The 26,415-nt window shown below is 62.2% G+C and carries 26 protein-coding genes, 1 tRNA gene and 2 rRNA genes (1 of these 29 cut by a window edge); 13 read left to right on the top strand and 16 right to left on the bottom strand.

What is annotated here, in order from left to right; all coding sequences use genetic code 11:
- From P3R82_RS25575 to P3R82_RS25565, 3 genes are all read left to right on the top strand, one after another.
- Positions 1–2,440: ribosomal RNA gene (locus P3R82_RS25575) — 23S ribosomal RNA — on the top strand (it extends 359 nt beyond the left edge of the window).
- Positions 2,441–2,662: 222 nt separating this feature from the next.
- A 5S ribosomal RNA gene (gene rrf, locus P3R82_RS25570) occupies positions 2,663–2,777 on the top strand.
- Positions 2,778–3,017: 240 nt separating this feature from the next.
- Positions 3,018–3,094 (top strand) — tRNA-Met (locus P3R82_RS25565).
- A 184-nt stretch (positions 3,095–3,278) separates the two neighbouring features.
- Here P3R82_RS25565 and P3R82_RS25560 read toward each other — a convergent pair.
- From P3R82_RS25560 to P3R82_RS25535, 6 genes are all read right to left on the bottom strand, one after another.
- Positions 3,279–4,496, bottom strand: a complete 1,218-nt coding sequence (locus tag P3R82_RS25560) for an alpha/beta hydrolase (protein WP_183900830.1) — start codon at positions 4,494–4,496, stop codon at positions 3,279–3,281.
- Between the two features lie 162 nt (positions 4,497–4,658).
- Entirely contained in the window at positions 4,659–5,642 is a 984-nt protein-coding gene (locus P3R82_RS25555; protein WP_283195816.1) for an oligopeptide/dipeptide ABC transporter ATP-binding protein, read from the bottom strand.
- A complete protein-coding gene (locus P3R82_RS25550) occupies positions 5,635–6,642 on the bottom strand; it encodes an ABC transporter ATP-binding protein (RefSeq protein ID WP_283195815.1) in 1,008 nt (335 codons plus the stop codon). The genes P3R82_RS25555 and P3R82_RS25550 overlap by 8 nt, the downstream gene beginning before the upstream one ends.
- A gap of 1 nt (position 6,643) precedes the next feature.
- Complete coding sequence (locus P3R82_RS25545; protein WP_183900827.1) at positions 6,644–7,561, bottom strand: ABC transporter permease subunit; 918 nt, start codon at positions 7,559–7,561, stop codon at positions 6,644–6,646.
- Positions 7,558–8,481, bottom strand: a complete 924-nt coding sequence (locus tag P3R82_RS25540; protein ID WP_283195814.1) for an ABC transporter permease subunit — start codon at positions 8,479–8,481, stop codon at positions 7,558–7,560. The genes P3R82_RS25545 and P3R82_RS25540 overlap by 4 nt, the downstream gene beginning before the upstream one ends.
- A gap of 275 nt (positions 8,482–8,756) precedes the next feature.
- The gene (locus P3R82_RS25535) at positions 8,757–10,337 is read right to left on the bottom strand and encodes a peptide ABC transporter substrate-binding protein (protein WP_283195813.1); all 1,581 of its coding nucleotides are present in this window, start codon (positions 10,335–10,337) and stop codon (positions 8,757–8,759) included.
- A 486-nt stretch (positions 10,338–10,823) separates the two neighbouring features.
- Between P3R82_RS25535 and P3R82_RS25530 the strand changes: the two genes are divergently transcribed.
- Positions 10,824–11,282 (top strand): GFA family protein, encoded by a 459-nt coding sequence (locus P3R82_RS25530; RefSeq protein WP_283195812.1) that lies wholly within the window; start codon positions 10,824–10,826, stop codon positions 11,280–11,282.
- Here the strand turns inward: P3R82_RS25530 and P3R82_RS25525 are convergent, their stop codons facing one another.
- The 3 genes from P3R82_RS25525 to lepA are packed head-to-tail and all read right to left on the bottom strand — an operon-like array spanning position 11,283 to position 13,700.
- Complete coding sequence (locus P3R82_RS25525; protein ID WP_283195811.1) at positions 11,283–11,576, bottom strand: CcdB family protein; 294 nt, start codon at positions 11,574–11,576, stop codon at positions 11,283–11,285. It lies immediately after the preceding gene.
- Entirely contained in the window at positions 11,576–11,806 is a 231-nt protein-coding gene (locus tag P3R82_RS25520) for a type II toxin-antitoxin system CcdA family antitoxin (protein ID WP_283195810.1), read from the bottom strand. Before P3R82_RS25520 ends, P3R82_RS25525 begins: the two co-directional genes overlap by 1 nt.
- Positions 11,807–11,864: 58 nt before the next feature.
- Positions 11,865–13,700 carry a translation elongation factor 4 gene (lepA, locus tag P3R82_RS25515; RefSeq protein ID WP_283195809.1) on the bottom strand — a complete coding sequence of 612 codons (1,836 nt, stop codon included), beginning with the start codon at positions 13,698–13,700 and terminating at the stop codon, positions 11,865–11,867.
- Between the two features lie 139 nt (positions 13,701–13,839).
- On the opposite strand from lepA, the gene P3R82_RS25510 reads away from it, so the two are divergent.
- Entirely contained in the window at positions 13,840–14,409 is a 570-nt protein-coding gene (locus tag P3R82_RS25510; protein ID WP_283195808.1) for a helix-turn-helix domain-containing protein, read from the top strand.
- A gap of 18 nt (positions 14,410–14,427) precedes the next feature.
- A complete protein-coding gene (locus P3R82_RS25505; RefSeq protein ID WP_283195807.1) occupies positions 14,428–14,946 on the top strand; it encodes a GNAT family N-acetyltransferase in 519 nt (172 codons plus the stop codon).
- Between the two features lie 21 nt (positions 14,947–14,967).
- On the opposite strand, the gene P3R82_RS25500 is transcribed toward P3R82_RS25505, so the two are convergent.
- Positions 14,968–15,435, bottom strand: a complete 468-nt coding sequence (locus tag P3R82_RS25500; protein WP_283195806.1) for a truncated hemoglobin — start codon at positions 15,433–15,435, stop codon at positions 14,968–14,970.
- Between the two features lie 902 nt (positions 15,436–16,337).
- On the opposite strand from P3R82_RS25500, the gene recF reads away from it, so the two are divergent.
- The 3 genes from recF to P3R82_RS25485 are packed head-to-tail and all read left to right on the top strand — an operon-like array spanning position 16,338 to position 18,783.
- Complete coding sequence (recF, locus tag P3R82_RS25495) at positions 16,338–17,462, top strand: DNA replication/repair protein RecF (protein WP_283195805.1); 1,125 nt, start codon at positions 16,338–16,340, stop codon at positions 17,460–17,462.
- The gene (locus P3R82_RS25490; protein WP_283195804.1) at positions 17,459–18,289 is read left to right on the top strand and encodes a molybdopterin-synthase adenylyltransferase MoeB; all 831 of its coding nucleotides are present in this window, start codon (positions 17,459–17,461) and stop codon (positions 18,287–18,289) included. The genes recF and P3R82_RS25490 overlap by 4 nt, the downstream gene beginning before the upstream one ends.
- A 5-nt stretch (positions 18,290–18,294) precedes the next feature.
- Positions 18,295–18,783 carry a GNAT family N-acetyltransferase gene (locus P3R82_RS25485; protein WP_283195803.1) on the top strand — a complete coding sequence of 163 codons (489 nt, stop codon included), beginning with the start codon at positions 18,295–18,297 and terminating at the stop codon, positions 18,781–18,783.
- Here the strand turns inward: P3R82_RS25485 and P3R82_RS25480 are convergent.
- Positions 18,780–19,781 (bottom strand): D-glycerate dehydrogenase, encoded by a 1,002-nt coding sequence (locus P3R82_RS25480; RefSeq protein ID WP_183900814.1) that lies wholly within the window; start codon positions 19,779–19,781, stop codon positions 18,780–18,782. The genes P3R82_RS25485 and P3R82_RS25480 overlap by 4 nt on opposite strands.
- A 182-nt stretch (positions 19,782–19,963) precedes the next feature.
- Between P3R82_RS25480 and P3R82_RS25475 the strand changes: the two genes are divergently transcribed.
- Positions 19,964–20,503, top strand: coding sequence for an SH3 domain-containing protein (locus P3R82_RS25475; protein WP_283195802.1), 540 nt, complete (start codon positions 19,964–19,966; stop codon positions 20,501–20,503).
- 70 nt (positions 20,504–20,573) lie between these two features.
- Here P3R82_RS25475 and P3R82_RS25470 read toward each other — a convergent pair whose 3' ends face one another.
- Positions 20,574–21,566 carry an adenosine kinase gene (locus P3R82_RS25470; protein ID WP_283195801.1) on the bottom strand — a complete coding sequence of 331 codons (993 nt, stop codon included), beginning with the start codon at positions 21,564–21,566 and terminating at the stop codon, positions 20,574–20,576.
- Between the two features lie 42 nt (positions 21,567–21,608).
- Positions 21,609–22,007 carry a hypothetical protein gene (locus tag P3R82_RS25465; RefSeq protein ID WP_283195800.1) on the bottom strand — a complete coding sequence of 133 codons (399 nt, stop codon included), beginning with the start codon at positions 22,005–22,007 and terminating at the stop codon, positions 21,609–21,611.
- On the opposite strand from P3R82_RS25465, the gene P3R82_RS25460 reads away from it, so the two are divergent.
- A complete protein-coding gene (locus tag P3R82_RS25460; RefSeq protein WP_283195799.1) occupies positions 21,997–22,941 on the top strand; it encodes an AEC family transporter in 945 nt (314 codons plus the stop codon). The two genes, P3R82_RS25465 and P3R82_RS25460, sit on opposite strands and share 11 nt — an antisense overlap.
- Before the next feature lie 67 nt (positions 22,942–23,008).
- Here P3R82_RS25460 and P3R82_RS25455 read toward each other — a convergent pair whose 3' ends face one another.
- Complete coding sequence (locus P3R82_RS25455; RefSeq protein WP_183900810.1) at positions 23,009–23,584, bottom strand: cytochrome c family protein; 576 nt, start codon at positions 23,582–23,584, stop codon at positions 23,009–23,011.
- 158 nt (positions 23,585–23,742) lie between these two features.
- Between P3R82_RS25455 and P3R82_RS25450 the strand changes: the two genes are divergently transcribed.
- Both P3R82_RS25450 and P3R82_RS25445 read left to right on the top strand, forming a co-directional pair.
- Positions 23,743–24,492, top strand: coding sequence for a 3-deoxy-manno-octulosonate cytidylyltransferase (locus P3R82_RS25450; protein ID WP_283195798.1), 750 nt, complete (start codon positions 23,743–23,745; stop codon positions 24,490–24,492).
- A 33-nt stretch (positions 24,493–24,525) separates the two neighbouring features.
- Complete coding sequence (locus P3R82_RS25445) at positions 24,526–25,386, top strand: prephenate dehydratase (protein WP_047506519.1); 861 nt, start codon at positions 24,526–24,528, stop codon at positions 25,384–25,386.
- Positions 25,387–25,623: 237 nt separating this feature from the next.
- Here the strand turns inward: P3R82_RS25445 and P3R82_RS25440 are convergent, their stop codons facing one another.
- Positions 25,624–25,992 carry a VOC family protein gene (locus P3R82_RS25440; protein WP_283195797.1) on the bottom strand — a complete coding sequence of 123 codons (369 nt, stop codon included), beginning with the start codon at positions 25,990–25,992 and terminating at the stop codon, positions 25,624–25,626.
- A gap of 99 nt (positions 25,993–26,091) precedes the next feature.
- Entirely contained in the window at positions 26,092–26,388 is a 297-nt protein-coding gene (locus P3R82_RS25435; RefSeq protein ID WP_283195796.1) for a hypothetical protein, read from the bottom strand.
- Positions 26,389–26,415: the final 27 nt, after the last annotated feature.

Raw genomic sequence — 26,415 nt, 5'->3', positions numbered from 1 at the left:
TCGGCCGTAGCGGGTGATAGCCCCGTAGGCGTAGAACACTCATTGTCCTAGAGTAGGGCGGGGCACGTGAAACCCTGTCTGAACGTGGGTAGACCACTATCCAAGCCTAAGTACTCGTGCATGACCGATAGCGAACAAGTACCGTGAGGGAAAGGTGAAAAGCACCCCGACAAGGGGAGTGAAATAGAACCTGAAACCGGATGCCTACAAACAGTCGGAGCCTGAGAGGGTGACGGCGTACCTTTTGTATAATGGGTCAACGACTTAGTGTAACAAGCAAGCTTAAGCCGGTAGGTGTAGGCGAAGCGAAAGCGAGTCTGAATAGGGCGATTTAGTTTGTTGCATTAGACCCGAAACCGAGTGATCTAGCCATGAGCAGGTTGAAGGTTGGGTAACACCAACTGGAGGACCGAACCCGCATCTGTTGCAATAGATTGGGATGACTTGTGGTTAGGGGTGAAAGGCCAATCAAACTCGGAAATAGCTGGTTCTCCGCGAAATCTATTTAGGTAGAGCGTCTGACGAATACCCCGGGGGTAGAGCACTGGATGGGCTATGGGGACTCACCGTCTTACTGATCCTAACCAAACTCCGAATACCCGGGAGTACTATCAGGCAGACACACGGCGGGTGCTAACGTCCGTCGTGAAAAGGGCAACAACCCTAACCTCCAGCTAAGGTCCCCAAGTCATGGCTAAGTGGGAAAGGATGTGAGGATCCCAAAACAACCAGGATGTTGGCTTAGAAGCAGCCATCATTTAAAGAAAGCGTAACAGCTCACTGGTCTAAATAAGGGTCTTTGCGCCGAAAATGTAACGGGGCTGAAGCCATGCACCGAAGCTGAGGATTTGCAGCAATGCAAGTGGTAGCGGAGCGTTCCGTAAGCCTGTGAAGGGACAGTCGTGAGACATCCTGGAGGTATCGGAAGTGCGAATGTTGACATGAGTAACGATAAAGAGGGTGAGAGACCCTCTCGCCGAAAGACCAAGGGTTCCTGCTTAAAGTTAATCTGAGCAGGGTTAGCCGGCCCCTAAGGCGAGGCGGAAACGCGTAGTCGATGGGAACCACGTTAATATTCGTGGGCCTGGTGGTAGTGACGGATTGCGTAACTTGTATTCACTTATTGGATTGTGGGTGCAGGGAAGCGGTTCCAGGAAATAGCTCCATCATTATAGACCGTACCCGAAACCGACACAGGTGGTCAGGTAGAGTATACCAAGGCGCTTGAGAGAACTATGTTGAAGGAACTCGGCAAATTGCACGCGTAACTTCGGAAGAAGCGTGACCCCATTGTACGCAAGTGTGATGGGGTGGCACAGACCAGGGGGTAGCGACTGTTTATCAAAAACACAGGGCTCTGCGAAGTCGCAAGACGACGTATAGGGTCTGACGCCTGCCCGGTGCTGGAAGGTTAAAGGGAGAGGTGCAAGCTTTGAACTGAAGCCCCAGTAAACGGCGGCCGTAACTATAACGGTCCTAAGGTAGCGAAATTCCTTGTCGGGTAAGTTCCGACCTGCACGAATGGCGTAACGACTTCCCCGCTGTCTCCAACATAGACTCAGTGAAATTGAATTCCCCGTGAAGATGCGGGGTTCCTGCGGTCAGACGGAAAGACCCCGTGCACCTTTACTATAGCTTTACACTGGCATTCGTGTCGGCATGTGTAGGATAGGTGGTAGGCTTTGAAGCGGGGACGCCAGTTTCCGTGGAGCCATCCTTGAAATACCACCCTTATCGTCATGGATGTCTAACCGCGGTCCGTTATCCGGATCCGGGACAGTGTATGGTGGGTAGTTTGACTGGGGCGGTCGCCTCCGAAAGAGTAACGGAGGCGCGCGATGGTGGGCTCAGACCGGTCGGAAATCGGTCGTCGAGTGCAATGGCATAAGCCCGCCTGACTGCGAGACTGACAAGTCGAGCAGAGACGAAAGTCGGTCATAGTGATCCGGTGGTCCCGCGTGGAAGGGCCATCGCTCAACGGATAAAAGGTACGCCGGGGATAACAGGCTGATGACCCCCAAGAGTCCATATCGACGGGGTTGTTTGGCACCTCGATGTCGGCTCATCGCATCCTGGGGCTGGAGCAGGTCCCAAGGGTTTGGCTGTTCGCCAATTAAAGCGGTACGTGAGCTGGGTTCAGAACGTCGTGAGACAGTTCGGTCCCTATCTGCCGTGGGTGTAGGAATATTGACAGGATCTGTCCCTAGTACGAGAGGACCGGGATGGACATATCTCTGGTGGACCTGTTGTCGTGCCAACGGCATAGCAGGGTAGCTACATATGGAATGGATAACCGCTGAAGGCATCTAAGCGGGAAACCAACCTGAAAACGAGTATTCCCTATCAGAGCCGTGGAAGACGACCACGTTGATAGGACGGGTGTGGAAGCGCAGCAATGTGTGAAGCTTACCGTTACTAATAGCTCGATCGGCTTAATTGTTCTCATTGATAATGCTCATCAAAGCGCCAAGGGCGCTTCGATGATGCATCATCTCTTGTCCTGACGCGCTAACGCGCTGCGGACGGCCCGCCAAACGATTGGCGACGGCCTCTGGCCTGTATGGGTGCCACACGCATCCGCACAGACGATGAAGAGAAAGACGTGTTCAAAAATAGAAAGTGGCGAATGCCACCCAGCTTCTCAATTGTTGCGCTTCGCTGACCTGGTGGTTATGGCGGGGCGGCTGCACCCGTTCCCATTCCGAACACGGCCGTGAAACGCCCCTGCGCCTATGGTACTTCGTCTTAAGACGCGGGAGAGTCGGTCGCTGCCAGGTCTGCTAAACGCAACAACAAATCTTCTCTGATCGAAACTTCGGCCCAGCCGAAAACATCGGGCCGCGCAAGCGGCCTTTTGCTTTTGCTGGTCCGAACATGCAGAATGAAACTTCGACGCACCTGATCTATAATGGTGCGTCCCTTACCGGAACAAAACCCAAGGGTTTTGCTCCTGATGTAAGAGCAAACCGCTTCGCGGTTTACTCAAGCGCGATAAATCCCGAAGGGATTTACGCTGGCGCGGGGTGGAGCAGCCCGGTAGCTCGTCAGGCTCATAACCTGAAGGCCGCAGGTTCAAATCCTGCCCCCGCAACCAATCATTCCAAAGACTGAATCAATCGCATCAGACAAGACGAACAAAGCCCGCACAACGCCGGCTTTTGGCGTGCGCAGATATGTACTCGCAACACCGCGCGCGGCGCGGTGATCGCGCTCCTCGCCAGCTCGAGATTGAATCCTCCTGGTCTCGGCTTCCGCCATCAAGCCCGGCGTCGACCCGCCTATTGCGTCAGCTGCTGTTCCTTCAGGTCGCCCTGCAGCGTTTCCTTGGCCGTGGCCGGCTTGTTCTTCTGCGGGCGGGTCATCGGCGCCTCGATGATTGTCGCCGGCACGGCGACCGCGGTCGCCGCGACCGTGCCGATATTGGTGACCGTTCCGCCGACAACCGCGGTGATGCCCTGCCCGAGCGTGACATTGCTGTCGGTCAGCGGCTGGCCGGTCATCAGGCGCTGGCCGATCAGCTGCACGATCTCAGGGCTTTCGGCGAATTTGCCGTGGTTCAGCCGATCGTTGCTGTTGACCTTCGTGAGGTCGATCGCCGTGATGCCTGCCTCTTCCAGCTTCGTGCGGTAAGGCTCGGCCGTGGGATCGATCGCCCCCAGTCGGGAGACGCGCCCGGTGATGAAGCTGGAGAAGGCCAGGGCCCGGTCGTCCTGCGACACGAAGATGGTGAACTTCGGCCGTGGCGTGCCCATCTCGGCATATTGCTTGGCGAAGACCTGGATGTCGATATCGGGGGATGCGAGGATGACGTCGCGGATCTTGCTGTTCAGGCGGCCGTCACGAATGCCCATCTGCCGCAGCGATTCCATCGTCAGCCACGTGCCCATCGAATGCGCGAGCACGGTGATGTCCTTGACATTGGGGTCGTTGACCAGCGTTCTCAGCGCCTGCTCCAGCGCGGTGCGCGAATAGTTGGTGCTTTCCTTGTCATATTCATAGGCGGTGATCTGCGCGCGCGATGGCCAGGTGAAGAGGATCGGCGTCGCGTCCATGCCGCTGTCGTTGACGATCTGCGCCAGCCGGAAGACCGAATCCTCGTATCGGTTGTTGAAGCCATGGACGAAGACCAGCGCATGGCCGTTGCGCATGTTCTGGCTGAGCCAGCCGCGCCCTTCCTTCACCGTCCCGATCTGCTGCACCGAGGTGACGGCGAAGTCCGTGGCCGGGTTCGGCGGCAGGCGGCTTGGCCATTGCACGGTGCCCGGCTTGCGGTTCGGCGGAATGGAGACGGACACCGCGGTCAGCGATGGCTTGGGGCTGCGTTCGCCGTTGAAGAGCGTCGCCGGATCGCCCGAAGGTTCGCGCGTGGTCGCCACCAGCATGTTGACACGGGTTGTCTTCGGCGTCGTCGCCGTCAGCGCCACGGGCGTCATCACGCCGCTCGGATGACCGCAACCGGTCAGGAGCAGCATGACAACGAGAAACAGCATCCGCATGAAACCCCTCCACGTTGATGAGTGCACCATAGAGCAACCGGCGACGGAGGGAAGGCCGAAAAACTACGCATCAGCCACAGTATGATCCGCGATCAAGGGGTGTTACGCGCGCGAGCTCTTGGTCGGCCGATGGCCACGGATGATACCGTGGCCATCGGGTCGTCAGCGCTCCATGTGGTAGCAGGCCGCCGTCTGGCCGGGCCTGACCTCCTCGCTCGGTGGCATCTCGGTTCGACAGATGTCGGTCGCCTTCCAGCAGCGCGGGGAGAAGACGCAGCCCTTTGGCGGGTTGAGCGGCGATGGCGGGTCGCCCTGCAGGCGGATGCGCTGGCGGTTGCGCGCCAGCTTCGGGTCCGGGATGGGGGCTGCCGAAAACAGCGCCTGCGTATAGGGATGCGCCGGCTTGTCGAACACCGTCGCGCAATCGCCGGCCTCCACCACCTTGCCGAGATAAAGCACCAGCACGTCGTCGGAAATCAGCCGCACGACGGAAAGGTCATGGCTGATGAAGATCAGCGTCAGGCCGAATTCCTTGCGCAGCTTGCGCAGCAGCGTGATCACCTGGCCCTGGATCGACACGTCGAGCGCCGATACAGGCTCGTCGCAGATGATCAGCTTCGGCCGCGTGATGACGGCCCGGGCAATGCCGATGCGCTGCGCCTGCCCGCCCGAGAATTCGTGCGGATAGCGGTTGATCATCTCGGGCACGAGGCCGACGGCGGCCATGATCTCCTGTACCCGTTCCGTGCGCTGCGCGCGGTTGAGCTTCGGCTCGAACACCGTCAGCGGTTCGGCGATGATGTCGCCCACCGTCATGCGCGGATCTAGCGATGCGATCGGGTCCTGGAAGATGATCTGCATGTCGCGCCGCGCCGCCCGCATCTCCTCGTCGGAGAGGTCGAGCAGGTTGCGGCCCTGCCAGAGGATGCGGCCCTTCTGCGCCTTCAGGAGCCGCAGGATCGAGCGCCCGAGGGTCGACTTGCCGCAGCCCGATTCCCCCACGATGCCAAGCGTCCGGCCCTCGCTGAGATCGAAGCTGACATCGTTGACGGCGGTCAGCGTCAGTGGCGGCTTGAAGAAGCCCTTGGAGGGAACGTCGAATTGGGTCGTCAGGTTCTCCACCCGAAGAAGTGATCGTTCAGCCATTGGTCAGAACCTCCTCGAGGCGTGGATAGGCATGGAAGCAGGCCGCGAGATGGCGAGGCGCCTGCGCTTCTAGGCGCGGCGAGGCGTCGATGCAGTCGTTCTGCACGAGCGGACAGCGCGGCGAGAAGCTGCATCCCTTCGGCAGGTGCTGCAGGTTCGGCGGCCGGCCGGGAATGACGGCGAGCTGGTCGACGTCCTGGTCCGGGCGCGGGATCGAGGCGTGCAGCGCCGCCGTGTAGGGATGCGCCGGGTTCTCGAACAGCTCGTCCACCGGCGCCTCCTCGACGATGCGACCGGCATACATCACGGCCACCCGGTCGGCGAGCCCGGCGACGACGCCGAGATCGTGGGTGATCATGACAAGCGCGGTATTCATCTCGGCCGTCAGATCGTTGAAGAGGTCGAGGATCTGCGCCTGGATGGTAACGTCGAGCGCTGTCGTCGGCTCGTCGGCGATCAACAGCTTCGGCTTGGTCAGCAGCGCCATGGCGATAACGATGCGCTGGCGCATGCCGCCGGAGAGTTCGTGCGGATAGAGGTTGAAACGCCGGGACGGGTCTGGAATGCCGACGCGCTTCAGCATGTCGAGCGCCTCCGCCGAGGCCGCGCGCGCGGTAAAGCCGCGATGCACCTCGAGCTGCTCCGTCAGCTGTCGGGAAATCCTGAGCGACGGATTGAGTGCGGTCATGGGGTCTTGAAACACCATGGCCATGTCCTTGCCGCGCACGTCATCGAGCTCGCGCGGCTTCAGCGATAGCACGTCGCGCCCTTCGAGCAGCGCCTGTCCGCTGGTCCGGCCATTCTTGGCGAGCAGTCCCATCACGCCGAGAAAGGTCTGGCTCTTGCCGGAGCCGCTCTCGCCGACGATGGCGATCCGTTCGCCGCGCCGGATGGTCAGGTTCATGTTGGAGACGGCCTTCACCTCGCCCTCGGGCGTGCGGAAGCTGATCGAGTAATCCCTCAACTCCAGAAGGGTTTCTTTTCTGATGTGATCTGTCATGTCAGCGATCCCTCGGGTCGAATGCATCGCGCAGGCCGTCGCCGATGAACAGCAGGCTGAGCAGCAGGGCAACGAGGAAGCCGGCCGGGAAGACGAGCAGCCAGGGCATGCTCTCCATGGCGTCGGTTCCTTCCGAGATCAGCGTTCCCAATGACGTCAGCGGTTCCTGCACGCCGAAGCCGAGATAGGAGAGAAAGCTCTCCGTGGCGATGATTTCGGGCACCGTCAGCGCCGCGAAGATGACGACGGGCCCGACGAGATTGGGAATGATGTGCCGGGTAATGATCTTGAATGGCTTCTGGCCGGAGGCGCGGGCCGCCTCGATGAATTCGCGCTGTTTGAGCGAAAGCGTCTGGCCACGCACGATGCGCGCCATGGTCAGCCATTCGAGCGCCCCGATCGCCGCGAACAGCAGGTAGACGTTGCGGCCGAAGATGACCATCAGCAGGATGACGAACAGGATGTAGGGGAAGGCGTACATGATATCGACGAAGCGCATCATCACGGCATCGATGCGTCCGCCCATGTAGCCCGAGATCGCGCCATAGAGCACGCCGATGACGACGGAGACAAGCGTCGCCGTCAGCGCCACGGCAAGCGAGACGCGGGTGCCGTAGAGCACGCGGGCGAGCAGATCCCGGCCGTTGGGGTCGGTTCCGAAATAGTGGCCATCGGCAAGCGAAGGCGGCGAGCGGAAGGCCGCCCAGTCCGGATCCTCGTAGCCGAAGGGGATGAGATACGGGCCGACGAAGGCGGCAAGCACCAGCAGGACGAGGACGGCGATGGAGGCGACGGCCGCCTTGTTGCGACAGAGGCGGCGCAGGGCATCGCGGGTCAGCGACCGGCTGACGGGGCTGAGACCTTCCGCTTCCAGCAGTTCGGCCGCGAGAAGATCTCTCTTTGCGGGATTGAGGATCATCGGTTTCTCACTTTCGGATCGAGCCAGGCATAGGCGATGTCGACGAGAAGGTTCAGGAACACGATCAGCACCATGTAGAAGATGACCGTGCCGAGAACCATGCCGTAGTCGCGGTTCAATGCGGCGGTGACGAAGTAGCGGCCGATACCGGGCAGGCCGAACACGCTTTCGACGACCAGCGAGCCGGTGAGAAGATAGCTCGCCGCCGGTCCGAGATAGGACACGACAGGCATCATCGCCGGCTTCAGCGCGTGGCGCATGATCGTCAGACGCGGGCCGATGCCCTTGGCCTTCGCGGTGCGGATGAAATTCTGCCCCATCACCTCGATCATCGAGCCGCGCGTGATGCGCGAGATGCGGCCGGCATGCGGCAGCGCCAGGACGACCACCGGCAGCACCAGGAATTTCAGCGATCCATTGCCCCAGCCGCCGACCGGCAGCCATTGCAGCTGGATGCCGAAGATCAGTTGCAGGATCGGGGCAATCAGGAAGTTCGGCAGCACGACGCCCACCAGGATCAGCGCGCCCAGGATGTAATCCGGCGCCTTGTTCTGGTAGAGCGCCCCGAGACAGCCGACGGCGACGCCGATGACGATCGCCAGCAGAAAGGCCGCGGTGCCGATGGTGAACGTGTAGGGCAGGCCGATCATGATCTGCTGCGCGACGGTGAAGTCCTCCGAGGCGAAGGAGGGGCCGAGATTGCCCTGCAGGAGGTCGCCGACATAATAGAGATACTGTTGGATCAGCGGCTTATCGAGATTGTAGTGCGCCGCCAGGTTCTGGAGGATCACTGGCGGCAACGGCCTTTCGCCATCGAACGGCCCGCCGGGGGCAAGTCTCAGAACGAAGAAGCAGGCTGTCACGGCGATCCACATGACGGGGATCGTCGACAGCAATCGACGGAATGCATAATTGATCATGGTGGTGACGGTCTTTCCTGCGCCGGGTCTTTCGCATGCTCGCGACCAGTCGAAACTGGTTCGCCCGCAAGCGAAGGCAATAGCCTGGGTAAAGACCCCTCCCAACCCTCCCCACAAGGGGGAGGGCTTGACCCAGCCGATCCGCCGAAGCGTGATTGGGGCAGGGTTGGCGCGGCAGGTCTTCTCCCCCCTTGTGGGGGAGATGGCCGGCAGGCCAGAGAGGGCCTTTATCAAGCTGCGATCACCCCCGGGCAGGGTGAAGACAATGCCTCTCGTTATTCCTTGATGGACAGCCAGCGGGTGCGGTGGATGTCCTGGATGTTGTCGACGAAGCCGTCGATCTTGGGCGAAACCACGTTCTTGGAAACGTAGTAGTAGATCGGAATCGCCGCGCTGTCGTCGAGCGCGATCTGCTCGGCTTTCTTGAACAGCTCCGCTCGCTTCGTCAGATCGGTTTCGGCATTGCCGTCCTTGATCAGCTTGTCGTACTCGGGATTCGACCACCGGCCATAGTTCATCTGCACGCCGCTCACGAGCAGGTTCAGGAAGTTGTCCGGATCGTTGTAGTCGGCCAGCCAGCCGGCGCGGCCAACCTGCACGTCGCCGCGCTGCAGCTGGTCGTAATGCACCTTTGTCTCGGCGTTGACGAGCTCGACATTGACGCCCAGCGGCTTCCACATGGCCGCGATCGCGACCGCGATCCGCTTGTGGTTATCGTTGGTATTGTACTTGAGTTCCAGGGTCAGCGGCTTGTCGGGGCCGAAACCGGCTTCCGCCAGCAGCTTCTTGGCGTCCTCGACTTTCTGCTTGTAGGGCAGGTCCTTCCAGGAAACATAGGCCGGCTCGCCGTAATTGGCGGTGCCCGGCGGAACCCAGGAGTAGGCCGGCAGTTCGCCCGTGCCGAGGATCTGCGGGCCGATGACCTCGCGATTGATCGCCATGGACAAGGCCTGGCGCACGCGCTTGTCGGCGGTCGGGCCCTTCTGCGAATTGATGACGTAGTAGTAGAGGCCGGAGAAGGGGGCGACACGCGCCTGGCCCGGCAGGTTCTTCTTCATCCACTCGTACTGGTCGGTCGGAAAATCGGTCAGAATGTCGAATTCGCCGGCGCGGTAGCGCTTCAGAGCGGCTTGCTGGTCCTCGAGCACGAAGAATTTGGCGCCGTCGATCTTGACGTTCGCGGCATCCCAGTAGTTGTCGTTCCTCTTGGTCGTCACATGCGAGCCCGGAACCCATTCGGTGGGTGTGTAGGGACCGTTGGTCACGATGTTGCCGATCTTCACCCAGTCGGCGCCCTTGGCGTCGATGACATGCTTCGGCAGTGGATAGGCCGTGTAGTGCATCAGCGCGTTGAGGAAGTAGGGGGTCGGGTTTTCAAGCGTGATCTCGAGCGTCTTGTCGTCGATCGCCTTGACGCCCAGCTGGCTGAAATCGGTGATCTCGCCCTTGTTGATCTTCTCGGCGTTCTTGATGGTGAATTGCAGATAGGCGTAGTCGGCGGCGTTCTTCGGGTCCATCAGGCGCTGGAAGGCGAAGACGAAGTCTCCGGCGGTCACCGGCTGGCCGTCGGACCATTTGATGCCATCGCGCAGCTTGAAGGTATAGACCTTGCGGTCGTCGGAGATCGTCCAGCTCTCGGCCTGGCCGGCGACCGGATTGTCCTTGGCGTCCTCGGTCACCAGACCTTCGAAGATGTCGCCGGCAATACGGTTCTCCCAGTCGCCGGACAATTTTTGCGGATCGAGCGATTGCGGATCGCCGCCATTGTGGATGTTGATCGTGGCTGCCTGCGCGGAGAATGCCAGCATCGAGCCAAATATCGCGGAGGCCAGAATCGTCTTCGTGGGGAAGTTCATGTGGGTCCCACCTTTCTAGGCTTTTAGCGCCTTTTATTCGTCGTTGTTCCCATGGTGACCTGTTACGTACAAGTCAATGCGCAACCTATCGTAAAGGTCGAACGTTGCAAGCCCCAAAACGAACGCGGCGGATAACGGGGAAAACCGGGCGAAAACAGCGCGATTAGCCGGTTAAAAGCCGATATATCGCCGTCGGCATGGCGTTGGCGCGACGTTCCCGGCAGATGTTTTGCTCGTGTCTCAGCGATGAAATAGACAATCTTGGATTGAACATGTATCGGCCGCTGCCGATTCACCGACAGGTACGGATATGTCGCGCTCGCGACAGATTATTTCGCGTTTTCAACGATGCACGGTCAGCGATGGATGCGTGGCGGTCTCGTCCCGCAGGTTGAGAATTCGTCGTCGGAGCGCATTTGTTTGCAACGCCCCCTTCATCTCTGTCAGCCGGACGCTATCATCTCGGCGACAACCTTGGAGACAGACATGAGCCAATTGAATTTGCCGAGCGAGGGTGGCTGCCGCTGCGGCCGCGTGCGATTGAAGATCAGCGCCAAGCCGCTTCTGACCATGGCGTGCCACTGCACCGGTTGCCAGACCATGTCGTCGAGCGCCTTTTCGCTGAGCGTGGCGGTCCCCTCGGAGGGCTTCGAGATCACCAGCGGCGAACCCGTCGTCGGTGGCCTGCACGGCGCCATGTCGCACCATTATTTCTGCCCGCACTGCATGACCTGGATGTTCACGAAAACGGAAGGCATGGAGTGGTTCGTCAACCTGCGACCGACCATGCTCGACGATGCAAGCTGGTTCACGCCCTTCATCGAGACGTGGACCCGCGAGAAGCTCGCTTTCGCGCAAACCGGCGCGACGCACAGCTACGAGGCTTTGCCGGAAATGCAGGATTACGAACGGCTGACCAAGGATTACATGGCGAAGAACGCCTAGCTAGAAGCCCTGGAAGAGAAAATCTAGGGCCGCGGTGATGTCGTCGCTTCGCGAGGAGAGATCGGCAATCTCCGCGCCGATCTCAGACAGCGGAATGGATGCCATACGCTCTGTGGACATCAGATAGTTCCTGCCGTTGACCACAACGACGGGGTTTAGCCTAGACATGACGTTGACAACCTGGCTGGCAACGACGAGCGGGATCATGACACGTGTATTGAGCCGATAGAGCAGGTGCGACTGCACATCGAGAGCATAGTCGTCGCCCACTTCATAGACGCGAAAGCGCGCCACTAGAATGTGCGGTACTTGGCGAAGGGCAGCCCATGTTTTTCCACGTAGGCATTCGATTCCGCAATCGCCTCGGCGTTCTCAATCAGCCACAGCCGTTCGCGCTCGCTCTTGATGGCGCGCCTGAGGCCGTCTTCGGCGGCCTTGGAAACATTGAGGTTCAGTTCGCGCGCCTGCGCGACGAGCTCGCTGTCGAGCGACAGGTTGGCGGCCTTGCGACGGGTCTGAGGCATGATCGGTCTCCTGATATGCGCATATGATATGCGCATATCAGGAAGAAGCAAAGAGGACTTACTCGTCCTTCATCTTCAAGGCGGCGATGAAGGCTTCCTGCGGAATGTCGACCTTGCCGAACTGCCGCATGCGCTTCTTGCCTTCCTTCTGCTTGTCGAGCAGCTTGCGCTTGCGTGATGCGTCGCCGCCGTAGCACTTGGCGGTCACGTCCTTGCGCATCGCCGAGATCGTCTCGCGGGCGATCACGTTGCCGCCGATCGCGGCCTGGATCGGGATCTTGAACATGTGCCGGGGGATCAGGTCCTTCAGCTTCTCACACATGTCGCGGCCGCGCTTCTCGGCAGCCGAGCGGTGCACGAGCATCGACAGCGCGTCGACCGGCTCGCCGTTGACCATGATCGACATCTTCACGAGGTTGCCCTCGCGGTAATCGGCCAGGTGATAGTCGAAGGAGGCATAGCCCTTGGAGATCGACTTCAGACGGTCGTAGAAATCGAACACCACTTCGTTGAGCGGCAGCTCGTAGGTCAGCATGGCGCGCTTGCCGACATAGGTGAGTTCCGTCTGGATGCCGCGACGATCCTGGCAGAGCTTCAGGATGCCGCCGAGATAATCGTCGGGCGTCAGGATGGTCGCCTTGATCCAGGGTTCGCGGATCTCGGAGATCTTGACCACATCGGGCATGTCGGCCGGGTTGTGCAGCTCGCGCTCCGAACCGTCGGTCATCGTCAGCTGATAGACCACCGAAGGGGCCGTGGCGATCAGGTCGAGATCGAACTCGCGCTCCAGGCGCTCCTGGATGATCTCGAGATGCAGCAGGCCGAGGAAGCCGCAGCGGAAGCCGAAGCCGAGTGCCGCCGAGCTTTCCATTTCGAACGAGAAGGACGCATCGTTGAGGCGCAGCTTGCCCATGGCGGCGCGCAGATCCTCGAAATCCGCCGCATCGACGGGGAAGAGACCGCAGAACACGACGGGCTGAGCAGGCTTGAAGCCCGGCAGCGCCTTCGCCGTCGGCTTCTTGTCCTCGGTGATGGTATCGCCGACGCGAGTATCGGCCACTTCCTTGATCGAGCCGGTGAAGAAGCCGATCTCGCCCGGGCCGAGACTGTCCACGGCCAGCATCTTCGGCGTCAGCACGCCGACACGCTCGACCTGATACTTGGCGTCCGTGCCCATCATGCGGATGGTCATGCCCTTGGAAAGCACGCCGTCGAGAATGCGCACCAGAACCATGACGCCGAGATAGGTGTCGTACCAGCTGTCGACGAGCAGCGCCTTCAGCGGACCCTTCTCGCCGGCTTCGCTCTTCGGCGCCGGCAGCTGGTGCACGATCGCTTCAAGCACGTCGGGAATGCCGAGACCGGTCTTGGCCGAGATCAGCACGGCCTGCGAGGCGTCGATGCCGATCACTTCCTCGATCTGGTCCTTGATTCGGTCGGGCTCGGCCGCCGGCAGGTCGATCTTGTTGAGGACCGTGACCAGCTCGTGATTGTTGTCGATCGCCTGGTAGACGTTGGCGAGCGTCTGCGCCTCGACGCCCTGGGAGGCGTCGACGACGAGCAGCGAACCCTCGCAGGCCGACAGCGAACGCGAGACTTCGTAGGCGAAGTCGACGTGGCCGGGCGTGTCGATCAGGTTCAGGATATAGGTTTCGCCGTCATTGGCCTTGTAGTGCAGGCGAACGGTCTGTGCCTTGATGGTGATGCCGCGCTCGCGCTCGATGTCCATCGAATCCAGCACCTGCTCCGACATGTCGCGCTCGGCAAGGCCGCCGGTCGACTGAATCAGGCGGTCGGCCAGCGTCGACTTGCCGTGGTCGATATGGGCCACGATCGAGAAGTTGCGGATATGGTCGAGGGGCGTGCGGGTCGAATTGGTGCTCATGCGCGCCATATAGCAGCGCATCCCCTTGCCGCAAAGCGGAAAAGCAGGGTTTCGTTTACGATAAGTCGCGCCGCAGCGCCGTGAAAACAGGGCTTGATTCCACGATCGAACCATGCATTTCTATTATAGTAGAAATATGGATCGGATAATGGAACAGGAACTCGAAACCGCGATCGGCGTCAGGATCCGCAGGCTGAGAACCGACAGAAACCTGAAGCTCGACGATCTCGCCAGCGCCTCGGGCGTCAGCCGGGCGATGATCTCGCGCATCGAGCGCGGCGAGGCGAGCCCGACCGCGGCCCTGCTTGCCCGCGTCTGCGCCGCGCTCGGCCTGTCGCTGTCGGCCTTCTTCGCCGAGGAGGGCGAGGCCGCGCCGCTATCGCGCCGGCAGGACCAGCAGGTCTGGCGCGATCCCGAGACCGGCTATATCAGGCGCGCCGTCTCGCCGCCGGGCACCGCCTCGGATGTCGATATCGTCGATGTCGAGTTCCCGGCCGGCGCCCGCGTCAGCTTCCCGCCGCATGCGGCGGCCAGCGGCATGACCCAGCATATCTGGATGTTCGATGGCGAAATGGAGATGACGACCGGCGACAACACCGTGCATCGCCTGCTTCCCGGCGATTGCCTGTTCATGCCCGTGGCCGAGGGCCATGTCTTTCACAATCCCGGCCCCCTGCCGGCCCGCTATTGCGTCGTGCTCGACCGCCGCCGCCACTAACTGATCTCAGGAGACCCCATGACCACCATCCGCCTGCTCGACGCGACAGAGGCGCGCGCCGCGATACCCGATCTTTGCGATGTGCTCGTCGATTGCGTCGATGGCGGCGCCTCCGTCGGCTTCATGCAGCCCTACAGGCGTGAAGATGCCGAGCCCTACTGGCGGGCCGTTGCCGAGAGCGTCGCTTCCGGCGCTACCCTGCTTTTCGCAGCCGAGATTGACGGCAGGGTGCTCGGCACCGTGCAGATCGGCGCCGCCCAGATGCCGAACCAGCCGCACCGTGCCGACCTGAAAAAGCTCCTCGTCCACCGCGCCGCCCGCGGCAAGGGCTTGGCGCGTCTCTTGATGCGCGCCGCCGAAGAGGAAGCCGCCCGTCGCGGCAAGACCATTCTCGTGCTGGATACCGCGACCGGCAGCGATGCCGAGGCGATTTATCCGCGATTGGGCTGGGAGCGCGTCGGCGTCATCCCTGATTACGCGCTCTGGCCGCAAGGCGGCTTCTGCGCCTCGACCTTCTTCTACAAGCGCATCGCCTGATTTCAGGCAGGCCTGGCGTCCTCAGCCCTTCTTCAACCTGGGATCGTCGAGCGCGGGATTATAGAACAGCGACAGCGTCAGGCTCCTGGCGATCCGCTCGGCCGTCGCCATGAACCAGGCCTTCGCCTCGTCCGAGGGGGCGATATCGTCAAGCGTCGCGGAAAACAGCGCCAGCCATTGCGGAAAGAGCTCCGGCGTCATGTTGGCGACGCCGACATGCGCCTGCACCGGCTTGCCGCCATAAGCGCCGCTGCGAAAGGCGACGGATGACCAGAAGCTCTTCATCTTCTCCATATGCTCCGGCCACCGCCCGGAAAGCCTGGCGTCGAAAACAGGCCCCAGCGTGGGATGCGCGAGCACGCGGCCGTAAAACGTCTCGACCAGCCGATCGATAAACGCCGCATCGATCCCCATGCGCGCCATCTCGGCCTCGGCCCGCTCCCTGATCGCCGCCGAATGCGCCGCTCGTCCCTGTATCTCGCTGTCCATCGCAAAATCCGTTCCGCCGCTTCCTGCGGCACGCCTCATATAAGCCTTCGCCCGCTGCCGCGAAAGCCGCTGCGACTGAATGCCCTCGCCGTGAATGATGCGGCTCCTCGAGCGGGGGATGTCGGAGGCGGTGAGGGCGTTGACGATCAACCACTTACACAAAATCCAGGCGTCGATTTTCCCCACTCGGAAAACCTCGCCCTACAATAAACGCGTCCCGTCATCGGATACCCCGGCAGGCGTGCCGGCGAGGCGGGATCGGCGCGGAGCGTGAGGGTAGGACGCAAAACCTCACGGTCCGGGTCCGCGGAAAATGATCTCCCTCCGGTGACGGCGGTTTCCCTCGCAAGAGGTGACCGAGTTGAGCCCGGACGTGCCTGTGAGGCACACATGGTTCCGCCGCGAAGTTGGGCGGAAAGGCAGAGAGATCGGAGTCGCGGATAAAAACCGCCGAACGGGGCGCTGGGAAGCGCCATACTTTACTTACTCAATCGAGGTGATTTCCAGCGCCCCGTCCGAGTGAAGTTTGGAATGGTTGAGACACGGGCTTTCGGGCGGCGTGGGGTTTTGGTGTGTCGGTAGTGGTACCAGTTTCAGTCGAGAGGTTGTGCCGTGGAATACCCCCCCTCTGCCCTGCCGGGCATCTCCCCCACAGGTGGGGAGATTGGCTGGGCGCGGCCGCTCGCTCTGACCTCAATGTTTGGCCAAAGCGCAACCACGAGTCGATCTCCCCCCTTGTGGGGGAGATGCCCGGCAGGGCAGAGGGGGTATGGCTCGGCACCATGGCCGATATCCAACCACCACCGCACCCAGCCCCACATCCCCCAAGCCAACCACACCCCCACCCTTGCCATCCGCGCCCATAGCGCTTAGCTCTCAGCCGTCACGAATCCGGATAAAGCATGCCCCACAAGGTTTCCCTGTCCCGTCTCAAGCTCACCGACTTTCGCAACTATGCGTCGGCCGGTTTGCAGCTGGATGGCCGGCATGTGGTGCTGGTGGGGGATAACGGCGCCGGCAAGACCAATCTGATGGAGGCGGTGTCGTTTCTGTCGCCGGGCCGGGGCATGCGCCGCGCCACCTATGGCGATGTCACCCGCGTCGGCGCCCATGGCGGTTTCTCGATCTTCGCGGCGCTCGACGGCATGGACGGCGAGGTCGAGATCGGCACCGGGGTCGACGGCAACGACGAGAGCACGTCCCGGCGCCTGCGCATCAACGGCACGCCAGCCAAGACCGCCGACGAGCTCACCGATCACCTGCGCCTTCTCTGGCTGACGCCCTCGATGGATGGCCTCTTCACCGGCGGTTCGTCCGAGCGTCGGCGCTTTCTCGATCGCCTCGTGCTGTCGCTCGATCCGGCCCATGGCCGCCGCGCCAGCGATTTCGAGCGCGCCATGCGCAGCCGCAACAAGCTGCTCGACGAGCGCCGCTTCGATCCCTCCTGGCTCTCGGGCATCGAGGAGCAGATGGCAACGCTCGGCATCGCCATGGCCATGGCCCGCCAGGAAATGCTCGGCCTCCTCGTCCGCCTCATCGAGGAAACGCGTGAGACCTCGCCATTCCCGTCGGCCTCGCTCGATCTCGCCGGCTTCATGGATGGCCAGTTCGATCGTCCCGCCGTCGATCTCGAGGACGAATACGCCGCACAGCTCGCCGAAAGCCGCTATCGCGATGCCGCCGCCGGCCGCACGCTCGAGGGCCCGCACCGCGCCGATCTTCTGGTCCGCCACCGCGACAAGCGCATGGAAGCGGCGCGCTGCTCGACCGGCGAGCAGAAGGCGCTGTTGGTCGGCCTCATCATGGCGCATGCCCGCCTCGTCGCCAATCTCACCGGCCATGCGCCGGTCCTGCTGCTTGACGAGATCGCCGCGCATCTCGACGAAAACAGGCGCGCAGCACTTTTCGATCTGATCGACGCGCTCGGCGGCCAGGCCTTCATGACCGGCACCGACCGCTCGATGTTCTCGGCACTCGGCGATCGCGCGCAGTTCTTCACCGTTGCCGATGGAAAGATATTCGAATGACCGACACTTTCCCCGTCGCCAAGGGCCATGCTAGCATCGCGCCCATGGAACCGTTGAGCCCGGAAGAAATCGCCCGCTACCAGCGCCACATCCTGCTGCCTGAGATCGGCGGCGCCGGCCAGCAGAAGCTGAAGGCGGCCCGCGTGCTCGTCATCGGCGCCGGCGGTCTCGGCGCCCCCATCCTGCAATATCTCGCGGCAGCCGGCGTCGGCACGCTCGGCATTTCAGACGACGACCGCGTGTCGCTCTCCAATCTGCAGCGCCAGGTCATCCACGATTCCGGCACGATCGGCGAATTGAAGACGGAAAGCGCGGCCTTCGCCATCGCGAGACTCAATCCGCATGTCCGCGTCATCCGCTTCGAGGAACGCTTCTCCGCAGACAGCGCCCGCCGCCATCTCTCCGGCTTCGATCTCGTCATCGACGGTTCGGACAATTTCGACACGCGCTACACCGCGGCCGATGCCGCCGAGGCGGCGCAGTTGCCGCTGGTAACGGGCGCCGTCGGCCGGTTCGATGGCTCGGTCACCGTGCTCAAGCCCTATGAGGCCGCTGCCGATGGCGCGCTCAACCCCGCCTACCGCGACCTCTTCCCGGAAAAGCCGCCGGAGGGCCTTATCCCCGTTTGCGCCGAGACCGGCGTCATCGGCGCGCTCACCGGCGTCATCGGCACGCTGATGGCGATGGAAGCGATCAAGCTCATAACCGGCACCGGCGAGCCGCTGGTCGGCCGCCTGCTGCTTTATGATGCGCTTGCGGCGCGCTTCGACACCATCCGCTACAGGCGTCGGCGCGCCCGGCAGAGCCCGAGCCAGAGCCAGAGCTAGGCATCGTGACCACCCTTCGCCTCGATGCCGGTTTCCCGCGCTGGGACGAGCTTCTCGCGCTCATCCTGTCGTCCTTCGCTTACATGAACGGCCGCATCGATCCGCCATCCTCGGCGCTCAAGCTGACGGCTGAATCGTTGGCCGAAAAGGCCGAAACCGAGATCGCCTATGTCCTCATCGAGGACGGCGTGCTGGTCGGCTGCATCTTTCTGCGGCCCGAGGCGGATTGCCTCTATGTCGGCAAGCTGGCGGTGGCGCCGGGTGCCGCACGGCGCGGCATCGGTCGGAAACTACTTGGCGTCGCCGAGGACACCGCGCGGGCGCTTTCGCTGCCGGCACTGCGGTTGGAAACGCGCATCGAGCTTACCGAAAACCACGCCGTCTTCGGCCGCTGGGGCTTCGAGAAGACCGCCCAGAACGCCCATCCGGGCTTCACCCGCGTCACCTCGATCGAGATGCGCAAGCGACTCGCTGTTGAGGGCCTCGCGTCTTAACGCCCCGGCAGCACCCGGTTCGGCGGGCGGTGGCCGTCCATGAAGGCGCGGATGTTGATGATCACCTTGTCGCCCATGTCGATACGGCCCTCGATCGTGGCCGAGCTCATATGCGGCAGAAGCACCACCTTGCCCTCGTTGGCGAGCTTGATCAGCTTCGGATTGACCGCAGGTTCGTTCTCGAACACGTCGAGCCCGGCGCCGGCAAGCTTGCCTTCCCTGAGCGACTTGATCAGCGCCGCCTCGTCGATCACGTCGCCGCGCGCCGTGTTGACGAGATAGGCCGTCGGTTGCAGCAGCGCGAGGCGCCGTGCCGAGAGCAGGTGGAAGGTCGCCGGCGTCGACGGGCAGTTGACCGATACGATGTCGACGCGCGCCAGCATCTGGTCGAGGCTTTCCCAATAGGTCGCCTCGAGCTCGTCTTCGGTCGTCGCCGTCACGCGCTTGCGGTTGTGGTAATGGATTGAGAGGCCGAAGGCCTTGGCGCGGCGGGCAACGGCGGTGCCGATCCGGCCCATGCCGACAATCCCGATCCGCTTGCCGTGAATGCGCCGTCCGAGCATCCAGGTGGGAGACCACCCGGCCCATTCGCCGGGCCGGTCTGTCAGCACGCGCGCACCTTCGCCGAGCCGGCGGGGCACGGCGAGGATCAGCGCCATCGTCATGTCGGCGGTATCCTCGGTCAAAACGTTCGGCGTGTTGGTGACGGTGATGCCCTTGCGGGCGGCCGCCTCCACGTCGATGTGGTCGGTGCCGTTGGAGAAGCTGGCGATCAGCTTCAGCTGCGGCCCGGCCTCGTCGATCAGCGCCGCGTCGATCCGGTCGGTCACGGTCGGCACAAGCACGTCGGCGCTCTTCATCGCCGCGGCGAGCTGGGCCGCGCTGCGCGGCGTGTCGTCGATATTGAGCTCGGCGTCGAAAAGTTCACGCATGCGCGTTTCGACCGCGTCAGGCAGCTTGCGGGTAATGTAGACCTTGGTTTTTTTCTTCGTCGTCATATCCTGGAGCTGCTGCCTTGTTCAGAGGTCCTTAACCAAGACGCGGGATAATTTTCCCGTTCCGGGGAATTTCTACCAGACCCGTACGCGAAGACAAACAAAACTCGTTGAGCGTGCGTGGAATGTCGAGGTCCGGAAACCAGGCGGAGGAACCGCCTGGGTCTTAGCGAACGGAAATCGTCATGCGCAGCACAGTCCTGAAATCATGCCTCGCCCTCGCGTTGGGCTTTGTGCTTTCGGCCGGCACCGCCGAGCTTGGCTATGCCCAGGCGGCGAAGGGTCCGAGCGGCCTGCCGCTGCCGCGCTTTGTCACGCTGAAGTCCAAGCGCGTCAATCTGCGCATCGGTCCCGGAACCGATTATGCCGCGTCGTGGATGTATCTGAAAGCCGGCCTGCCGGTCGAGATCATCCAGGAATACGACAACTGGCGCCAGGTGCGGGATGCCGATGGCACCGAGGGCTGGGTCAACCAGTCGCTGCTGTCGGGCGCCCGCGCCGCCATTGCCGCTCCCTGGATGAAGGGCAAGGGCAAGAGCGTCTTCGTCAACATGCGCCGCGAAGCCCAGCCGTCCGCGACCGTCACCGCCAAGCTGGAGCCCGGCGTCACCATGACGATCGGCGAGTGCAACGGCGACTGGTGCTTCGGCAAGACCGACGGCGCCGAGGGTTGGGTGGCGCAGTCGGAAATCTGGGGCGCCTATCCCGGAGAGGCCTTCAAGTAAGGCCTGTCCCGGCGAAGCCTTCAAGCGGGAGAAGCCTTCAGCGAACTGAAGGCTTCAGGTAAGCGCGGCCTTAGACAAGGCCCGCGCGCTTGCCGGCTTCCACGAGCGACGTCATCGGGCGCGGTCCGATCTGCTGGATGACGATGCCGGCGGCCAGGCAGCCGAGTTTGCCGCAATCCTCGAGCGTCCGCCCCTGCGTGTAGCCGTAAAGGAAACCCGCCGCGAACAGATCGCCGGCGCCGGTCGTGTCGACAAGCTCCTTGATCTCGATGGCATCGACCTGGAAGCGCTCGCTGCCCTTGAGGATGACGGCACCCTCTTCGCTCATCGTCACCGCGGCGATCTTGCAATCCTGCGCGATCTTCGTCAGCGCCTCCTCGAAATCCTCGGTCTCGTAAAGCGCCAGCGCCTCCTGCTTGTTGGCGAAAACGATGTCGACGGTGCCCGAACGCATGAGGTCGAGAAACTCGTCGCGGTAGCGGCCGACGCAGAAGCTGTCGGAGAGCGTCATCGACATTTCGCGGCCGTTCTCATGGGCGATGCGGGCGCAATCGCGGATCGCTTCCTTGGCGCGCGGCGGGTCCCAGAGATAGCCTTCGAAATAGGTGACCTTGGACTGCGCCACGACCTCGGGCTCGACATCCTCCGGTCCGAGTTCGACGCAGGCGCCGAGATAGGTGTTCATCGAGCGCTCGCCGTCCTCGGTCACGAAGATCATCGAGCGGGCGGTCGGCGGGAACTTGCCCTTCGGCTGCGTCTGGTAGTGCACGCCCTGGGCGCGGATGTCGTGCGCGAAGATCTCGCCGAGCTGGTCTTCGGCGACCTTGCCGAAATAGGCGGCCTTGCCGCCGAAGTTGGCGATGCCGGCCGCCGTGTTGCCGGCGCTGCCGCCCGAGGCTTCCAGCGCCGGGCCCATATGCTTGTAGAGCAGTTCGGCGCGCTCGGCATCGATCAGGTTCATCGCTGCCTTGGTGATCTTGTGATCAATGAGGAACTGGTCGTCGCAACGCGCGATGATATCGACGATGGCGTTGCCGACAGTCAGTACATCGAATTTGGTCATGAAATGGGAGGTCCCGGTTTTGGTGATAGCCGGTAGTCGGTCTTAGCGGATTTTCAGCCCATGGGAAGCGGAAATGCCGGACTTGCCGCCGATCCTTTCGCAAAAATGCCGCGTGGACGTCATTCGCCTGTCATTTTGGCTGGCTATATCTCCTCTCAACAAGATCGGCATGGACGGCTTTAACGGCGGTCGCCGATCGAGAAGGGCCCGATAAATAAAATCATGCCCTTCGACGATACCGGTGCGACGCTGACCACGGATGAACTGGCAGCATGACCAACCGGCAATCCGGCAAGACCGGATGCGGAAAAGCGGGCCGAACCCCGCTTTTTTTGCGTTTGCGCCCGGCGTGGCGTCATTCCGGTTTGTCAGCGCGAACACTTTGCTGCTAGACCTTTGATATTCCAAAGCAGTAGGCAAATCCTCCCCGATGTCCGCCATCTTTCTTGACGTTCTTCCCATCTTCGTGATGATCCTGATCGGCTGGCTGATCGTCAAGGTGGGGCTGATGAAGGCCGAGGTCGGCGATGCGCTGAGCGAGTTCGTCTTCAAGATCGCGGTGCCGCTGTTGCTCTTCCGCACGATCGCAGAGGCGGACTTCAAGGGCGCCTCGCCCTTCAGGCTCTGGATCGCCTATTTCTCCGGCGTCGCCGTCACCTGGACCGCCGCCCATATTGCGGCCACCCGCTTTTTTGGCCGCGACGACCGGATCGGCGTGCTCGCCGGCGTGTCGTCGGCCTTCGCCAACACCATCTTCATCGGCCTGCCGCTGGTCCAGCGCACCGTCGGCGACAAGGGCCTCGTGCCGCTGTCGATCCTGATTGCCGTGCACCTGCCGGTCATGATGATCATCGGCACCATTTTGATGGAGCGCGCCGAGCAGAAGATCAATGGCGGCCCGCGAAGGGGCATCGCGCAGGTGCTGCGCCAGATCACCCGCAATCTCGTCCGCAATCCGCTGGTCATCGGGCTTGCCGGCGGTGCTCTCATGCATCTTCTCGGCTGGACGATGCCGGTGCCGGTCAAGCTGGTCGTCGATCAGATCGCCGGCGTCGCCGGTCCCGTCGCCCTCATTTCGCTCGGCATGGCACTGCAGCAATACGGCACCTCGGGCAATGTCGGCATTGCCAGCGTCACCTCCGCCTTCAAGCTGCTGCTCTTGCCCGCCTGCGTCTGGACGACCAGCTATCTGCTCGGGCTCGAAAGAGACTGGACCGCGGCGCTGGTGCTGATCTCGTCGGTCCCGACAGGCGTCAACGCCTGGCTGATCGCCAATCGCTTCGGCGTCGGCCACGGCCTTGCCGCCTCGACGATCACGCTGACGACGGCGCTCGGCGCCATCACCGTCTCCTTCTGGGCCTATCTGCTCGGATAGCCGATATGCCTGAAACGAAAAGCCCGGCACGGCGGCCGGGCTTTCGCATCTCATCCGATGGATGACGTCACTGGGTCGCCGAAGCAGGCGCATTCGGATCCGGCAGCGCCACCGGCGAATCGGCCAGCGAACGCAGGTAGAGGATCACGTTGGCGCGATCGGCTTCCTTCTGCAGGCCGGCAAAGCCCATCGCCGTCCCGGCAATGTACTTCTTCGGCGCCGCCAGGAACTCGTTCAGGTGCTCATAGGTCCACTTCTCGCTGGCACCCTTCGAAAAGTCCTTCATCGCGGCGGAGTAGGCGAAACCTTCATGCGAGCCGATCGGACGATCTACGACACCAAAGAGGTTCGGCCCGACCTTGTTCGGTCCCCCTTTCGTGCCGTCATGACAGGCCTGACACTTCTTGAACACCGTCTCGCCGGCCTTGGCGTCGGCCTTCGCAAGCAACTGCGCGATCGGCACGGCGGCAGCTGGAGCTGCGCCGCCGGCATCGGCGGCCGAAGCCTCCTCGGCCACGATGGCAAAGCCTTCCTTCTCCGGCTCTTCGGATTTGAACAGGCTATCCGAGGCGATGGATACGGTCATCAGCACGAAGACCGTACCGAGCAGCGCTCCCACCGCCGTATTCACGTAAGAATTCATCTGTGATGCTCCCCCCTCACAGCCGGCAGACATAAAACCGGTCTGTCTCTTGAAATCGAGCGAAACCTATGTCTTTTGGCTAATTCTTGCAACCGCCGAACGCCTCGGCGGCATGAGACTTTTTGACACCTTTCCGCCCGGAAATGAAGGCCTGAGCAATGGCAAGTCCAAATTTAGACAACGTACTCGTCCTCATTCCCGCCCGCATGGCATCGACCCGGCTGCCCGGAAAACCGCTTGCCGACATCTGCGGCAAACCAATGGTCATACAGGTGGCGATGAGGGCTAAGGAGGCCGCGATCGGCCGCGTGGTCGTTGCCGTCGACGAGCAGGAAGTCTTCGACGTGGTCGCCGCCGCCGGCTTCGAAGTGGTCATGACCGCCAAGGCGCACCAGTCCGGCTCAGACCGCATCCACGAAGCGCTGACCAAGGTCGATCCCGAAGGCCGCATCGAGTATATCGTCAACGTCCAGGGCGACCTGCCGACGATCGAGCCGGAAACGGTGCGCGCATCGCTGCGCCCGCTTCAAGACGCCGCCGTCGATATCGCCACGCTGACCATCGCCATCGACAACGAGGAAGACAAGACGGCGCCGCATGTCGTCAAGGTGGTCGGCTCGCCGTTGTCCGAGACCCGCATGCGGGCGCTCTACTTCACGCGGGCCACGGCACCTTATGGTCAAGGCCCGCTCTATCACCACATCGGCCTCTACACCTATCGCCGCGCAGCGCTGGAGCGCTTCGTATCGCTCGGGCCCTCCACGCTCGAAAAGCGCGAATCGCTGGAGCAGTTGCGGGCGCTGGAAGCCGGCATGCGCATCGATGTCGAGATCGTTGACACCGTTCCGCTCGGTGTCGATACTCCCGCCGACCTTGAAAAGGCGCGGCGCATTCTTTCCGCCCAATAGAAATGACCGATGTCGCGAAATGACGGATCTCCCATGAGCATCAAGACCAACAAAATCGCCTTTCAGGGCGACTTCGGCGCCAATTCCGACATGGCCTGCCGCGACATGTTTCCTGATATGGATCCGCTGCCGTGCCAGACCTTCGAGGATGCCTTCGTGGCGCTCGAAAGCGGCGATGCCGATCTGGCGATGATCCCGATCGAAAACACCATCGCCGGCCGCGTCGCCGACATTCACCATCTCCTGCCGGAATCGCGGCTGCACATCATCGGCGAATATTTCATGCCGATCCGCTTCCAGCTCATGGTGCTGCCCGGCGTCACCAAGGACGAGGTCCGCACCGTTCACAGCCACATCCATGCGCTCGGCCAGTGCCGCAAGATCGTCCGCGCCAATGGCTGGAAGGCAGTGGTCGCAGGCGATACGGCGGGTGCCGCCAAGCTGGTGCAGGAAACCGGCGACCGCTCGATGGCAGCGCTCGCGCCGCGTCTGGCGGCCGATCTCTACAAGCTGGATATCATCGCCGAAAACGTCGAGGACACCGAAGACAACGTCACCCGCTTCGTCATCCTCTCGCGCGACGAGAAGTGGGCCGAGCGCGGGGCAGCCGAGGAGAAGCTGGTCACCACCTTCGTCTTCAACGTCCGCAACATTCCGGCAGCGCTCTACAAGGCGCTCGGCGGCTTCGCCACCAACAGCATCAACATGACCAAGCTGGAGAGCTACCAGCTCGGCGGCAAGTTCGTCGCCACCCAGTTCTACGCCGACATCGAAGGCCACCCCGGCGACGCCAACGTCCGCCGCGCGCTGGAGGAGCTGCAGTTCTTCTCCGAGAAGGTACGCATCCTCGGCGTCTACAAGGGTCACCCGATGCGGGGCCTTCTGCAGAAATAGGATTGAGGGCGTTTTTTCGGTCGTTGTGGACATTGCGAGGAGCCGAGACGCCTGCCACTCTCTCCCTCATTCCTGTGCTTGTCACAGGAATCCAGCCAGCCCAAGTCCTTGGGCTGGAAGGCTCTTTTCGCCTCGCAGACGCGAGGCGGCTGGATCCCTGTGACAAGCACAGGGATGAGGGCGGAGAGGAGGGAAGCGCCGAGCAATAACGCGCCAACGCTGAGCCTCCATCAGCACTTACTTATCCGGCTCACAAACCCGCAGCCGATGCCCATCGGGATCAAGCACCACGAAGGTCGGGCCGAAGTCGAGCTGTGTCAGGTCCTGGGCGATCGGCAGGTGGCGGTCGCGCCAGTCGCGGTAGAGGTTCGAGACACCGTTTTCACCGGGCACCATGAAGGCGATCTCGGCGCGGCTGCCGATCGCCGATGGCTGCGGCACGACGCTGCTCAGCCGCCACAGGCCGAGCGTGAAGCCGCCATCGAGCGCGAAAGCCACGAAATTGGGTGCGGCGGCGACCGGCTCGCGGTTCAACAGCGCCTTGTAGAAATTGGCACTGTCGGCGGGATCGCGGACGTAGAGAATGATGAGATTAGGGCTATTCATGATGGTGTCCCTTTGCTTGAAAATAGACGTGGTGATACGAACGCCGCCGGGGTCCCGGCAGCGATCCAAAGCGTGATGTGAAATGTTCGTAAGTGTCGGTTACAGCTCACGCCCGGGGTCACGGTCGCGGCTGCCCCAGTCGATGACGCCGATATCGCGCCTCAGATTCTCCGACATCGATTGCGGCTCGAGGCGCGGAGCGCCACGGCGCCCCATGCCATGCGCCATGCGGCGCGACGCACTTCGCATCACCCTGAGCATCAGCGATTGCGGGTACCAGGCGTCGGACAGAGCCTCGTCGGAACGGTGGTTGCCTGATGTCGGCTGGCCCATGGTGCGGCCCACGTTGCGGCACATGTCGCGGCCCATGGTCTGGCATGTGTTCAGGCTCGTCATGGCAGGTCCTCCTGTTTCGATGGACCC

It is taken from the genome of Rhizobium sp. AN80A, assembly GCF_030053015.1.
In the GTDB taxonomy this organism is placed as follows: Bacteria; Pseudomonadota; Alphaproteobacteria; order Rhizobiales; family Rhizobiaceae; genus Rhizobium; species Rhizobium metallidurans.
The sequence above is the reverse complement of the archived record's forward strand: the minus strand, read 5'-3'. Positions and strand labels throughout refer to the sequence as shown.